Here is a 14,730-nt window from a genome sequence, read left to right on the forward strand (position 1 = left end):
TAGGTTAATATTTTTCAATTGTAACGCCTTGATAGTAATGCTTCAATATCCGATCGTATGTCCAACCAGCTTCTGCACGTGACTTCGCTCCATACTGACTCATACCGATTCGATGTCCGTAGCCTTTACCGTTCACTGTAACTGACTGAATGCCTGTTTGAACAGTATCTGTGTTTACGACGCCACTACTTGTTTGAATGCTTACTGAGCCATCCGGTATAGATACGACACCGTTAGCAGTTTGAACAGAAACACCATTTAACGAATCTATCGGAGTTGTTCCATTTACCTGCTGCACTGTAATGTCATTTACACCGCCTGTTGGCTTGGTGAATGAAATATCAAACCAGTTCGATTTTAAAGATTTGTTGCCTGCATCTAAGAAAACGTTTCTCATTACTGTTTCGTTACCTGTGATAGTTTTCTCTCCAGAGTTTGTGACAGCTGTTACTGCTGTTATCTCTCCATTTGCTCCGCCCTTTGTTAGCTTAACATCTAGCAACTGATCAGATGTGCTAAAACCAAACTTCTTCAAAATATTAGTTGCTGAAATTTGAACAGACCAGTTTTTGTAAGGGGATTGCTCAATTGAATCATCTACTGAAACAAATTGTGGCACCTGTGTTGAATTCCAAACATCACTAATATTTGCCGTTCTACCTCCACTAGTGGAATAATAGTATGCCTGTACAAGCTTACCATTATATTTAACTACTAAATCCTTCGTAGCATCTACAGCTGCATTTGAGTTTTTGTGCTCAGATGTATAGCCTTTGTACATCTGGTCCTTAGTAGTACTACTTAAAATTCCAGCCTTACTCAAAGTGTAACTGCGTGCTGCTACTGTTTGAGCTTTTAACGCTTCAATATGCCAAGAAGCAGGTGACTCATTAGGAATAACGCCTTTTAAGTAATTTTCTAAGTCTAGTCTATTAACAATTTGTACGTTAGTTCCTGATTTTACTACATTGAAGCTACCTCGATACTGTGTACCAGTTGGTGTTTTACCAAGTGGTTGAGATACGACAGATTCTACGGTTGCATTTGTTGCTGGAACCCAAGAGGAGGCACCCTGTTCATCGGTAATAGAATACCAAAGCTCTCCCTTTACGTTCGTGAACTCAGTTACATATTTTGCACCTTGAAATGGCTTATAGGACTTAACAACTGCATAATCTGCGGTTGCACCCTTTCTTCCATCTACTGGAGCATTAAAAACAACTATTTTTTCATTTCCTGTAAGAGCATGTAAGGCATATCCTTGGGAAGAATACATTGCTGCTCCCTTTTGATAAATGGAAACCTCACCATTTACCTGTGAAAATGTTATAGGTGTATTAGGTAAAGCAAAAAACATTTCTTTTGTTGTAAGATTTTCTAATTTATATATACCATTTAAGTTCAAGGAGGATGTAAAGGTGTTGTGTACCTCAACTTGTATTTGCTTCGAATAAGTCTCTTGCTTATATGCAAATGCTGTATTAGCACAAGCAAAGCTTAAAGAAATTGCCGCTAATACTGCTATAAATTTTTTATTCAATTATCTCACCTCAGTTAGCGTACTTAGCACCCAACCTTTGTTTCCTTTTGGGGATTGAACATTATACCATGTTTCACCTTTTGCATTTTTAAAGGAGCTTATGTATTTTAAAGAAGTTCCTTTAGCTACTAGCTCGATTGAAGCATAGCTAGTTGTAGCACCTTTGCGTATATTAAGTGCTTCTTTTGCTACAACGGAACTTGGTGTTGCAGTGCTAGGTTTTGTTGTTGTAACATCCTCTGAATGAATCCACCCTTTTACAGTTGAAGATACTTCTACACGGTACCATAAATTAGTGCCAGAACCATGCTTGTCAATAACGTTCAATGCTTTGTTTGCTGTAAATGTTGCAAGCACCTTGTAATTACGAGTTGCTCCACTATGTACCTTCACATTATTCGCATTTGTATATACAACTGATGGTAGATCAGTAGAGTTATCAGGTGGCGTAGGTGTTGTAGTAGGAGGAGTTATAACTGTTCCACCCTCTTCAACTGCTTTTTGTAGCTGCTTAATCAAAGCATCCTGTTCTTTTATTTGTTTTTCTAGAGTAGATACTCTTGTAGTTAAAGGGTTCAATTGTGATTGTACCCAGTCAACGGAAGCTAATAGTAGATTAGAATTTGCTTTTGTAGATGCAGGTGTATTAATTGCAATTAGAAAGCTTAAACCTAATACGACACCAACCGTTGCTAGTATTTTCTTTTTCATTTTGTCTACCTTCCTCGCTCTTATTATTTTATCGCTAGAAATAACACAACATTTGGACATATCGATAAATATTTTTTTAAAAAAAGCGGCAGCGCCTATGTGCCCCGAAAAGCAAATGGAGAATAAGCAAATAGGCAACTAACAAGCCACCACAGTATTTTCCCATTTTCCTCGAGAGACAAGGCGCTGGAGCTAAACTAACTATTTGAAAAAAATCTGTCAAAAAAACTTCCGATATGCCCTCCTAGGAATTATTCCTAGGAGATTTATCGGTTACTTTTTCCTAATCTTAAATTTTTACTGTTTAAAGAACTCTTCCATTCCTTTACGAATTCCAACTGCTGCTTTTTTACGGAAAGCATCTGAAGCTAATAATGCCTCTTCAGAAGGATTTGAAATGAATGCCAACTCTACTAATACTGATGGAATTTCATTCATACGGTTTACATAGAATGTTTGCTGTTTCACGCCACGATTGTATGTTCCAACCGCTTTGACAAGGTTCGCTTGGACACTTTTTGCAAGGGTAAAGCTCTTAGGACCATTAAAGCTTACAGACGAATTGTAGTAAGTAGTAGTCCCTTTAGATGTAGAAGAGAATGAATCTGCATGGATACTGATAAATGCATCATAATCGGAAGCGTTAGCAATATCTGTTCTGTCCTTTAGCTCTAAAAATACATCTGTGCTTCGCGTTAAGGTTACAATAGCACCTGCTGCTTCAAGCTCAGCCTTTAGAAACTTAGCTGTTCCAAGGTTTACATCCTTCTCCTTAGTACCTTTAGATCCAACTGCGCCAGGATCCTTAGCACCATGCCCAGCATCAATAATTATTTTCTTACCTGCCAATCCTTTAGGCACGACTTTAATCGTTAACTCTTTATCGTAATCTCTTATTGTGTACGTATAATTTGGATCAAATGTTACAGTCAAGACTGATGTTCCACCGGATACTTTTTCAACCTTCATGCTTTTTACTCCCGTTAAGCCTGAAGCAATCTCGCTAATATTCGATAGATTACCATTAACTTTTAATACATTTGCTGAAGGCATTGTGTAAGTAATATTAAACTTAGTAGGCTTCGTCCATACTAAATAATTTTGCCCATTGCGTACTTCTGTTCTTCCATTGATAAGTGAGATTGGAGACGCATCGCCTACTAGAGATGACTGAATCCATCCGCGTTTTCCACTTTGCGTTTCAACGTTTAACCAACTGTTTAATGAACGTAAAACTCTTAGTGGCGAGCTAGCAGAAATAGATTCTATCTTTTTAGAGGTAGCACTTGCACTGCTGTAAACAGTGGACGCCTTTGTAGCATACTTAGTTGGTATACTTTCACTTACCTCAAAATCTGGAACCCAACCTACAACAGAGCCTGCTTTAATGTTTAACCACTTCATCCCGTCTGTACCAGTTACTTTATTTAACACAGTGAATGTTGTATTTCTCGGTAACCCCTGTAATACTGCTGAGTTAAACTTACTATCTGCATAAACTAAAGCATTATATCGTTGAATAGTGCCAGTTTCTCCATTGCCTGGAGTCACATCCCCACCAACGGTTACTACAGATTGATGTAGCCATGCTTCTCCGCTTGTTGTACCTACTTTATACCATTTTTCATTGTTTGCATCTAATGCATAATGGGTAGAGATAAAGGAATCGTTTAATCGAGATTGAGTTACAACATCGTAGGAAGTGCCAGGGCCTGAACGCATATTAGCGACAGAAACGGAGACTACTAAATTTGTATTCTGTTCAATAGCTTGTCCAATATCAGGTGTTTCAGTTGGTGGTGTTTCTGGTGAAGTAGATACACTATCAAATGCTTCTCCAGATATCCATCCTTTCTTGCCTGTAGCATAGGTCACTTGATACCATTTTTCTTTTGCGGCATTTGTAAATTCCTGATGGATAGTTAATTTCGTTCCTACTTTAATCGTAGCTACGACCTTATAGCTTTTTGTAGCTCCTGAATGTACTGTAGACGCTTTTACAACTGTCTTCGAATCAACTGTAGCTTGTTCAAAAGCTGTAGCTTGAATCCAGCCTTTTTTACCTGTTGCATAAGTTACCTGCATCCATTTTTCTTTAGCAGCATTCGTAAACTCTTGGTGAACAGTCAAAGTTGTTCCTGCCTTCACTGTAGCTACTGCTGCATAACTTGTGGTTGCTCCTTTATGTACAGTAGATTGCTTCACTACCTTCATAGAAGTCGCTGTATCTCCATTCGTAGCATTTAAAAGAAATAGCTCCGAAAGTACCCACCCTTTTTTGCCTTTATACTCAACATTAAACCAAACTTCATTTTGAGTATTAGTAAAGCTGCTTAATATTTTTAGTGAGGTTCCAGCAGGAATTGTCTCTATTAACTTATAGGAAGTAGTTGCACCACTTCTCATATTAGTTGCAGACTTACCTATTTTCTGTGTGGAACCGACATAAGAGTTGCCATTAATAGTCGAATTTCCTCCTACAGCATTGGAAACCTCTTTTACATAATTACTAATCACCCAGCCAGTAGTTGAATCAAAGTTCACTTTATACCATAATTCACCGCTAGCATTTGTAAAGCGGTCAATTATAGTAACTAGCTGTCCATTTTGGACCTTTCCAACACTGCTATAGCTAGTTGTAGCTCCTTTTCTAATATTGACATTGTTAGCTGTTATCATTGCCTTACCTGATAACTGAGCAGAAGTGATTGCTGAATTAGTAGCAGCACTCGTGTGAAGTGTATCACTCGTTAGAAGATTAATGGGCAAAAGGACAGAAGTTGCTAAAACAGATGATGCGATTACTTTTTTCATTTGTTCCTCCTTGAAACGTGTGTTTTCTACATTTTAATGCACATTTTACCATAAAACAATCCAACAAATGGATTAATAGGTGTTTAATTATCGGTTAAAATAGCAAAAAGAGTAAAAGGAACAGTCCAAATGACTGTTCCTTTTACTCTCCTATTGTTAAATCTGTAATTTTAGTTGACTGATTCAATTCTGTTTTAGCATTTTGTCCAAAATCATCTAAGTTAAGTTTCAATTGCTCACTGATTTCATCTAAAGCTTCTTCATCAGGAATGAAATAGTATACTCCATTACGTGTGTCATCGTAACCCTCTAATTGAAGTTGTTCAAATGGAGTAGATTTTAACTTTTGATATGTTTTGATCAAACCAAAATATTCAGATGATGGTATGTTCGTTTTGACATTATTACCAATATCCTCAATCATGTTATCTATTTTAGTTATGTTTGATAAGCTCGTGCCTTTATCAATTATTTCTTGAATAATTTGCTTTTGTCGTTTATTGCGTCCTAAATCGCCCTCTGGATCACTCTTTCTCATACGAACATAAGCAAGAGCTTCGTTACCGTTAAGATCCATTGTACCTTGTGTATACGTTTTCCATTTTAAACTACCTGTTAGCTGCGCTTTAAACGTAAATGGCACATCTACTTCAATTCCACCAACAGTATCTACGATGTCCTCGAAGCCTTGAAAGTCTGTTGAAACATAGTAATCTATTGGAATATCTAATAATTCTTCTATCGTATTAATAGTATAATTTATACCACCGTTTGCATACGAGTGATTAATCTTATCGTTATATCCTAAATCAGGAATATAAACTCTAGTATCACGCGGGATGCTAACCATAGATACTTTATTTGTCTTTGGATTTACTGTTGCGACAATAAGAACATCGGAACGACCATATTTTGCTTTTTCTTGATTTTCAATACCGGCTAATAAAATGGTAAAAGCAGAATCCTCCGCCTTAGCTTTGTCATATTTGTCAATTGCCTCGTTCTCTGTTTTTTCCTCACGCTCTAGTGGCTCATAAATTTTATTTACAGCATTTTTGGTTTGAAACGACAAATTAGTTGCAAAGACGATAACTCCAGACAATAACACCATCGCAACGATAAGTATTGTATATAAAATTTTTCTTCTCGTCTTCGTTTTCCTGTTCTTTTGACGTGAAGTAGTCATATTAGTTCCCTACTTTACTTTTAAATTTTATCTAATTTATTATACATAATTTAAAGGATGGTGTATATTGCAAAGAAAATTACTTTTGTGTAATATTTTGTAGTAATTCTTTTACGATGGTAGTCCAACTAAATTCTCCCATTGCTAGCTGTCTTCCATTTTCTTTCATGGCATTTCTATCATTTACCTGCATTTCCACAAATTCAAACATTTTTTCAGAAATTGAGTCAACATTTTCAGGTTGTGCTACTAAACCTATGTTATTTTGAGTAATGATATTCGCGCTTTCTCCTTTTCCACAGTAAAGCACAGGAACTGCTGATGAAGCAGCCGGAAAAATTTTAGAAGGTCGAGCTCCCTCAAATAATTGTATATCACGAAGCGGAACAATACTTACATCACTCACTGAAAATAGTTTAGGCATTTCTTTTAAAGGTAGATGCCCTAAAAATGTTGTATTTTGCAAGCCAAGCTCTTCTTTGAGCTTATGTAGCTTTTCTTCTTCAGGACCCGCTCCTGCAATTAGGAAATGTGCATGAGGAACTGTTTCTTGCATCTGTTTAGCAGCATATAGAATGTACTCTAAGCCTTGCGCATAGCCTAGATTCCCTCCATATGAAAAAACAAATTTTTCATGGAGATTGTATTTTTCTAAGAATTCTACATTTTTTTCTTGTGGATAAAAGAAATTTGTATTTACACCATTCGGCAATACAAATACTTTTTCCTCCGGCTGGGAATGGTTAATAATATATGATTTAATGCCATCTGTGGCAGTTGCAATTTTCCATGAATGCTTATATAGAAACGACTCTAATATCTCAGCAAGCTTGATGAACATTTTGTTTTTCACAAGTCCTAGCTTTACTGCAGATTCAGGCCATACATCAGCTACATTAAAAACAAATTTTGCTCCTTTAAGTTTAGCGCCAATTAGACCTGTCAAACCTAAAAAGATCGGCGGAGAATTGACGATAATCACATCTACCTTCCCTGTTTTCATCAATCCATAGAAGGAACTAAAGGTGAATGAGAAGTAGGAGACTAAACGCTTCCAAAAGGTACCCTTTTTAGAAGGATAGATCCATGTGCGATGAACGGGAATGTCATCCCACATTTCAAATTCATATTTTTTTCCCTTGTACTCATCCGGTATAATCCCATGAGGATGATGTGGGAATGCAGTCACGACTTGAATATCATGTCCTTGAGCAAGTAATTCTTTACTTACCTCATAAACACGGATTTGGGGTGCACCAGTTTCAGGTGGGAAATGTTGACATAAATATACAATACGCATAACTATCACCGTTAATCTTTCAATTTATTCTTCAAATAAGCAAGTAACGGTTCTCTTAAATCGTCACGCTTTAATGCAAAGTCAAATGTTGCTTGTAAAAATCCAAACTTGTCCCCAACGTCATAGCGTTTTCCTTCAAACATATAGGAGTAAATTGATTCTTTCTTAATCAAAGAATCAATAGCATCCGTTAACTGGATTTCTCCCTTAGCGTCCGGTGCTACTTTTTCTAATTCCTCAAAAATTCCAGGGGTTAAAATATATCGCCCAACAATAGCTTGGTTAGATGGTGCCTCCTGAGCAGACGGCTTTTCCACTAATCGCTTTACCGAAAACAAACCATTTTCAGCAGCACTGTAATCCACGATTCCATATTTATGTACATCCTCTGTAGGTACTTCATTTACTCCTAAGATACTGCTATGTACTTCCTCATACTTTGAAATCATTTGCTGCAATGCTGGAACCTCAGCATCTATAATGTCATCCGGAAGTAACACTGCAAAGGGCTCGTTACCGATGAATTTTTTCGTACATAATATAGCATGCCCAAGTCCAAGCGGTTCTTTCTGTCTCATATAATGGATATCAACTAGATTAGAGATATTTTCTACCTGCTCTAACAGCTCTAGTTTTCCTGTATTTTTTAGTAAAAGCTCTAATTCAATGGATTTGTCAAAATGATCTTCCATTGATTTTTTGTTTCGTCCAGTGACGATGATAATATCTTCAATTCCTGAAGCAATTGCTTCCTCGATAATATATTGAAGGTTGGGCTTATCAACTATTGGAAGCATTTCCTTAGGCAATGCTTTTGTTGCAGGAAGAAATCTTGTTCCAAAGCCTGCTGCAGGGATAACTGCTTTCTTAATCATATAATCACCTTTTCTTCTTGAGAGCGTATGAAGTAACCTTTATCGCTCTAAATTATATTTTTCATACAATGTCAGCATATAATTTGCGTTATCTATCCAGCTGTAATGATTCTTAACATGAGCGACTCCAGCTTCACCCATTTTCATTCTCATCTCATTATTTCTAGCTAGCTTTTTAAAAGCTGCTGCGAGCTGGTCTGGGCTTTCCTTGTCTGTGACAATGCCAGTAACATCCTTAACTACAACCTCTGGTAACCCACCAACATTAGAAACGACGACGGGAACGCCACATGCCATTGCTTCAACTGCTGCAACTCCAAAGCTTTCACTGTCTTCTGTAGAAGGTACAGCAAAGATTGACATCTTGCGAATGATATTCGGAACTTCTGTGTTAGGAACCTTCCCCGTGAAAGTCGTCACATCAGAAATTCCTAAATCAGTTGCGAGTTGTTCATACTCTTTTCTTTGAGGACCATCACCAGTGATAAGCAATTCTGAGTTAGGATATTCCTTATTAAATAAGGCAAAGCCCTTCACTAAGTCCGCAATCCCATACTTGTCCTCTAATGCTTTCACCGTTCCAACAATAATTTTTTCTGTAAACTCAGTATCCTCTTGAGCCGGGTGGAATATCCCTAAATCAACTCCAAACGGTGTAACATAAACCGGACGATCTGTATAAAGATTAGTTTCTTTTGCCATAATATGGCTTGTAGAACATATGGCAGTTGCCTTACTTAAAGTAAATCTTACTAGCTTTTCATTTAACTTATTTTTCTTAGGAAAATCAAATATATCTTTACCCCATACAGAAACAAAATGTACTTTATAATCGACTATTGCTCCCAATAAACCATAGCTAGAGATGAAATGAGAGTGCAGAATATCTGGATTCCACTCCTTAAGAAGCTTCTTTAAAGCAGGTGCTGCGGCAATATAAGAAGCCTTACCTGGTAAAACCTTTGGCAATATTTCTGTTGGAACCTGTTTTGCATTGTTCTCTGAATAGTGATCCTTAAATGTATAAACCTTCACATCAATACCTTTAGACTGATAAAATAAAGCCCACTTATGAGTATGAATTGACTTACTTGGAGCTAATACTGCTATTTTCATTTTTTACCTCCTAGAAGTGCTTGTGCAGCTTGTTCAGCACGTGTATTCCATGCATGCTGCTGTAAAAAGCTTTGTTGAATATTTTTCTTAAACTGCAAATAGTCTGGTTGTATAGCCTGCATACCTTCTACTAATCCATCTGCGCTATCCTCTGTGATAACACCGTAGGGACCCGATTGGATAAAATCCTCCTGAGCGGAGCAATTTGTAGCTACAATTGGCAAGCCTGCAGTCAAATACTCTACTAATTTGATTGGGACAGCAAAATCATTATATGTAGATCTTTTACGTGGGATAAAAGCAAAATCAACCTGCTCATACAATGCTTGAAGCTCTGTTCCACTCACATGCTTTAACTCAATATATGCTTTGTTTAGCTTTTCTTTTTCCTCTTTGCTTAGCTGCGTGTATTCTTCTTCTCGACAAACGATTACCAATTCACCATTAGTTTGCGTTTTATTTAATATTGCATACGCTTCTACTAAAGTTGGCAAACCATAATCCTCACTGTTTATACCACCCACATAGATACCCTTAAATGGCGATTGAATATTTTGATCATTAGTAGTTATATCAGTGAAACGTCCTCCCGGGGGAAGTGCCATTTTAGCTGTATCAATATTAACAAATTTACCCATAGCGTCACTGGGCAAAAATAAAGTGTGCACATACTTTTTATAAAACTTTTCTTCCATCTTATAAATGGTCTTCATAACAGTCTTTTTAATACCCTTTAACTTATAAAGCTCGTCAAACTTCCAATATACATCTCTATAAAAAACACCAATAGGTACATGAAGTCTCTTCAATGTCTTAAACACATCATGATCGATAATCCAATCCTTCGGAATATGTCCAGGATCTGTAAGCCATAATGGAATCGTCTGATTTTCAGAGTAGCAAAACAATGTTTGCTCTTGTTTTTTCTCGGATATCATCTTGTTCCAAAGCTGTCTTCTTTCGGTACTTGTGCCGGAGATGACAATTACTTCTACGTTATTTTTCTGAGCGTAATTTTCAAATGCTTTAATCATTTCAATGGGACGAATTGCAGAACCACTTTTAGGATTAGTAGCAAGAGTAAAAGGATAGTAAATTAAAATATTCTTCATTGTGTTACTCCTTTTTTTCGTACTTTGCTTAATAGGAATTTCCAAATAACATGGAAATACTGCTCCAGAATAAACAAACCTCCTAATACAACTGTCATAATAATCCAAATAGGATTAAAGAAAAAGTCTGCAACTCCCCCTACAAGCGTTCTAGGAATATTAATTGTAAAGTAAACAAATAATGCAATGACAACTGGTGTTTTCGGTAAACGTAAAAAGATAATATATAACACCTGAATGACAGCAGCGATATAAATGATAGCTACAATAACCCCAAGATAACCATATGATGCAAAGGCTTCACCAAGGAAAATAGTGTTAAGTACTCCACCCGTCCCTTTATCTATATTTTCCGGAAATACATTTTCCATTACCATTCGTGCCGAACGCACTTGCTCAATATCAAAAATACCAGCGATAAAAGATGGTAATCCCTTCGCCTCTAATGGGCTCAAGGAATGAGAGAAAGTATCCAGATGTAAAAAGAAAGGAGAAATTTGTGCTAACAATATTCGTCCAATTGGTCCGGAATTATAAGCCAAAAAGCTTTCTAGCTCAGTTACCCCTTGTATAGCTACATACATAACAATCAATAATGCGCTACCTGCTATAATATAACCGCTTATTCTCTTCCAATTTAGCTTGAGCTTTTGAGTATATACACCCGCCAACAATAACATGATTAGATAGAAGAATATTGGAGATTTCGCTAAATCATAAGTAGAAATCAATATACTAGATATAAACAATGTGAAAAAAACTACTTTCCAGTATAGAGCTCTCGACTTAGTCATATATACAAATGCAACAATAGAGAGCACTGGTGTTAATGCAATTCCAAAGATATTTCGGATATATACATCAATTCCACTAAAGCCTCTGCTAGCATCAATCCGTAGCTTAGCAAGCTCTGATGTGTTCCCCTTTAATAGTTCTAACAATGGAACGTTCGCCGTCTTCAATAAGGTATAAGCGACTGCTAAAACAGAAATAGCGGATAAAGCCCCAAATGCCAATCTAAAAATACGCTTATTTTTATCTACACTTGTACGAACGGGTTCTTGTAGATACTTGTTGAATTCTAGTTCCGCATTAAAGCCTAAAATTCTACCTACAACTAACTGAGTTAGTGGGAATAAAATCATTAATAGGGTCAATAAAATAAAACCTATGATTCGATATTCCTCATGGTCCATTCTTTTGATCATATAGTAATCATCTATTCCTAAAGCTATTAATAATCCGCCAATATAACTGGAGATAAGGAAAGAATAATAATAAACGATAGAAATCATGTTTGGCTTTACAAGAGAAAGGCTTCCAGAAACCTTTTTGAAAAGGTATGTGGAAGCCACCACAGTAAAGAGCCATATGCTAAATATTAACAATGCTCACACCTACTTTATTTACTTGAATATTCCTTTAGTAAAGCTAACACTTTTTCCGATGTTTTTCCATCACCAAAAACAGGAGTATAAGAAGGAGTTACTTCTTTTTTAACCGCTTCAACGATTTTGTTAGTATCAGTTCCAGTTAAAATGTTGGCATCCTCAATTAATGTCTCTACCCACTCTGTTTGATCCCGAACTGTCACACAAGGAACCTCTGCAAAATAGGCTTCCTTCTGAACACCACCGGAGTCAGTTACGATTTTCATTGCATTTGTTTCTAAAGAAAGCATATCTAGGTATCCAACTGGGTCAATTACTTTTAAATTAGGAATTTCGTTTAATTGGAATCCATAATCCTCCAGCTTTTTCTTAGTGCGTGGGTGTATTGGCCAAACCTTTTTCTCAGGTATTTGAGTAAACGCATCTAAAATGGCTTTCATACGCTCAACATCATCCGTATTTTCAGCACGATGTATCGTTATTAATAAATAGTCTTTCGGAGAAAGCTCTTCATTTTTTAAAATAGTAGAAGAAGACTGTGCCAATGTTTTATTGTACAGCACTGCATCATACATAACATCACCAATATTATAAACACCAGCAGTAATATTTTCGTTAGTTAAATTTTGGATAGCAGTGTCTGTCGGACATAGTAACAAAGTCGATACATGATCCGTTAAAATACGGTTAACCTCTTCTGGCATTCTCATGTTAAAGCTGCGTAAACCTGCTTCGATATGCACAATTGGAATATGCAATTTAGCAGCGGCAAGAGCTCCAGCTAAAGTTGAATTAGTGTCTCCATATACTAGCAAGAAATCTGGGTTTTCCTTTAAAATAATTTCCTCAATTTTTGCTAACATTTCACCGGTTTGTTTGCCATGATTCCCAGAACCAATTCCTAAGTGATAATCTGGTTTTGGAATATTTAACTCCTCGAAGAAAATATCAGACATATTGGCATCATAATGTTGTCCAGTATGTACAATAAGCTCCTTTACCTCTTCACGAATAACGCGTGAAACAGCGGCGGCTTTAATAAACTGAGGTCTTGCTCCTAATATCGTTAAAACTTTCATTTTGTAATCTCCTTCATCATTTGAATCATATCTTTTACGATAAACGAATTTATATTATACGGATGCTCATACTTCTGCCCATTTCGTTTAAATGTCAGAGATTGAACATATTGCTTGTAGGTTGGATAGATCCCATACCATTCCATCGGCTCATCAAAATATTTGCGATATAGATTTTTCTTTCTATATATTTTGCGCAACATAGGGTAGAGAATTCCATATTTATTTTTTAGAGAATTTTCAGGTCCTGGTTTTTGTGGCAATGGATAATATTCTGGATACATTTGATGCAATGTATAATCATATAAATACTTTTTATACTTTAAATTCGCTGGTATTTTACTAAAGAAGTGAATCAAACGGTCATCCCATAATGGAATGGACCATCCTTGTCCAAAATACTCATATACCCGAACAGAATTAATGATAAATTTTGCTTGTCTTTCACGCCAGTTCCATTCGTCTATTAATGAAGTAACTCGTTCATTGGTATAATTCGAATGTGCTTCAATATCTTGATACAACCCTTTTCCAATAGCCGTTTCTGCGTAGCTATCTTTCCCAGAAAGCTCCCACAAACGAAAATGTTTGTTCATGATAAAGGTTTGAATCTCACTCTTTTCAAATTGCTTATCTACAATGGATTCATAGGGTAAATGACCGCCAGCTAGATAATCTAATGAATGACCTGGTAAAAATACAGCATCCTGTAAGCCTTCTTGCTCCACAAGTAGCTTGGTACTTGGAAAGTCTTGCAAGTGTGCTACTGAAACACCATTGCTAGAATACACTACATAGTCCTTCCATTCCTCAGACTTGTACATATCTTCCCACATCTTTTTGTCGTAGGCAAAATACTTCCACTTTAAACCAAGTTTGTCGGCAATCTGCTTACTTACAGTGGATTCTCCATTTCCTGGCCTACCGTATGTAAAGGCAGTAATATTATCCTTTAAACCACGTTCCACTAAGTTTAATGCTATTAACCGTGAGTCATACCCACCACTTAGCGGAATGACAATTTGACGATCCTTTAATCTATCTGCTAAATCATCAAACAAGTCATTGAAAACTTGCTTAAGCTCTTTTGCGAATACATCAATTGGCTCTGTCTCTTTTGGTAATACATATGAATAATAATAGTGTTGGAATGCTTCTTCTTTTAAAATAAGATAAGACACTGCAGGAACTTGCTTCCATTCCTCAAATAAGGTCTTGTCTCTAAAAACAAAGCCCGTAATGAGGAATTCTTCCTCTGCCTCCGAATTCATCTTCATTCCTTCGTGAGGCTGTATGAAGTCTTGTACTAGCCAGTTTCCTGAGTCATCCATTGAATAGAACAGCGGAATAGAACGTTTCATATCCGTAACAAGAGTTGTGCACTCATCATTAGTAAAGATAAGTGCATATTCTCCATTCCACTTAGCAAAGTCCTTGGAAGCTAATATTTCTTCATTAATAATGCTAGCGAAGTTTTCATGGGTGACATATTGATTTTCATAGTAGAAGTATCCTCTCAAAAAACCTTCATACCCAGCGCCTTTTATAGGATAAAAATCTTTATGCCTAAGGTTAGTTATACATTTTTTCGACATGCCTTATCCCC

General features: G+C 36.6%; 11 protein-coding genes. All 11 read right to left on the reverse strand.

What is annotated here, in order from left to right:
- Positions 1-4: 4 nt before the first annotated feature.
- Positions 5-1,540 carry a SpoIID/LytB domain-containing protein gene (locus H9650_RS02935; protein WP_191696521.1) on the reverse strand — a complete coding sequence of 512 codons (1,536 nt, stop codon included), beginning with the start codon at positions 1,538-1,540 and terminating at the stop codon, positions 5-7.
- Positions 1,541-2,251, reverse strand: a complete 711-nt coding sequence (locus tag H9650_RS02940) for an SH3 domain-containing protein (protein WP_151110936.1) — start codon at positions 2,249-2,251, stop codon at positions 1,541-1,543.
- 297 nt (positions 2,252-2,548) lie between these two features.
- Positions 2,549-5,065 (reverse strand): SH3 domain-containing protein, encoded by a 2,517-nt coding sequence (locus tag H9650_RS02945; RefSeq protein WP_191696522.1) that lies wholly within the window; start codon positions 5,063-5,065, stop codon positions 2,549-2,551.
- 142 nt (positions 5,066-5,207) lie between these two features.
- On the reverse strand, positions 5,208-6,251 hold the full coding sequence (locus H9650_RS02950) for an LCP family protein (protein ID WP_191696523.1): 1,044 nt from the start codon (positions 6,249-6,251) through the stop codon (positions 5,208-5,210).
- A gap of 79 nt (positions 6,252-6,330) precedes the next feature.
- Positions 6,331-7,551: a glycosyltransferase family 4 protein gene (locus tag H9650_RS02955; protein WP_144538234.1), complete on the reverse strand. Its 1,221-nt coding sequence runs from the start codon at positions 7,549-7,551 to the stop codon at positions 6,331-6,333.
- Between the two features lie 11 nt (positions 7,552-7,562).
- A complete protein-coding gene (gene galU / locus H9650_RS02960; protein WP_191696524.1) occupies positions 7,563-8,426 on the reverse strand; it encodes a UTP--glucose-1-phosphate uridylyltransferase GalU in 864 nt (287 codons plus the stop codon).
- Between the two features lie 39 nt (positions 8,427-8,465).
- A complete protein-coding gene (locus H9650_RS02965; protein ID WP_191696525.1) occupies positions 8,466-9,542 on the reverse strand; it encodes a glycosyltransferase in 1,077 nt (358 codons plus the stop codon).
- Entirely contained in the window at positions 9,539-10,654 is a 1,116-nt protein-coding gene (locus tag H9650_RS02970) for a glycosyltransferase (RefSeq protein ID WP_191696526.1), read from the reverse strand. Before H9650_RS02970 ends, H9650_RS02965 begins: the two co-directional genes overlap by 4 nt.
- Complete coding sequence (locus H9650_RS02975) at positions 10,651-12,042, reverse strand: oligosaccharide repeat unit polymerase (RefSeq protein WP_144537529.1); 1,392 nt, start codon at positions 12,040-12,042, stop codon at positions 10,651-10,653. Before H9650_RS02975 ends, H9650_RS02970 begins: the two co-directional genes overlap by 4 nt.
- A 14-nt stretch (positions 12,043-12,056) precedes the next feature.
- On the reverse strand, positions 12,057-13,124 hold the full coding sequence (gene wecB, locus H9650_RS02980) for a non-hydrolyzing UDP-N-acetylglucosamine 2-epimerase (protein ID WP_191696527.1): 1,068 nt from the start codon (positions 13,122-13,124) through the stop codon (positions 12,057-12,059).
- Positions 13,121-14,719 (reverse strand): asparagine synthase C-terminal domain-containing protein, encoded by a 1,599-nt coding sequence (locus H9650_RS02985; protein WP_191696528.1) that lies wholly within the window; start codon positions 14,717-14,719, stop codon positions 13,121-13,123. The genes wecB and H9650_RS02985 overlap by 4 nt, the downstream gene beginning before the upstream one ends.
- Positions 14,720-14,730 lie beyond the last annotated feature (11 nt).

It is taken from the genome of Psychrobacillus faecigallinarum (genome assembly GCF_014836595.1).
GTDB classification, from domain to species: domain Bacteria; phylum Bacillota; class Bacilli; order Bacillales_A; family Planococcaceae; genus Psychrobacillus; species Psychrobacillus faecigallinarum.

Bases quoted from the DNA above. Each gene is read 5' to 3' on its own strand.
- H9650_RS02955 (WP_144538234.1), bottom strand. From the start codon at position 7,551: ATGCGTATTGTATATTTATGTCAACATTTCCCACCTGAAACTGGTGCA.
- H9650_RS02945 (WP_191696522.1), bottom strand. From the start codon at position 5,065: ATGAAAAAAGTAATCGCATCATCTGTTTTAGCAACTTCTGTCCTTTTG.
- wecB (WP_191696527.1), bottom strand. From the start codon at position 13,124: ATGAAAGTTTTAACGATATTAGGAGCAAGACCTCAGTTTATTAAAGCC.
- H9650_RS02985 (WP_191696528.1), bottom strand. From the start codon at position 14,719: ATGTCGAAAAAATGTATAACTAACCTTAGGCATAAAGATTTTTATCCT.
- H9650_RS02970 (WP_191696526.1), bottom strand. From the start codon at position 10,654: ATGAAGAATATTTTAATTTACTATCCTTTTACTCTTGCTACTAATCCT.
- galU (WP_191696524.1), bottom strand. From the start codon at position 8,426: ATGATTAAGAAAGCAGTTATCCCTGCAGCAGGCTTTGGAACAAGATTT.
- H9650_RS02965 (WP_191696525.1), bottom strand. From the start codon at position 9,542: ATGAAAATAGCAGTATTAGCTCCAAGTAAGTCAATTCATACTCATAAG.
- H9650_RS02940 (WP_151110936.1), bottom strand. From the start codon at position 2,251: ATGAAAAAGAAAATACTAGCAACGGTTGGTGTCGTATTAGGTTTAAGC.
- H9650_RS02950 (WP_191696523.1), bottom strand. From the start codon at position 6,251: ATGACTACTTCACGTCAAAAGAACAGGAAAACGAAGACGAGAAGAAAA.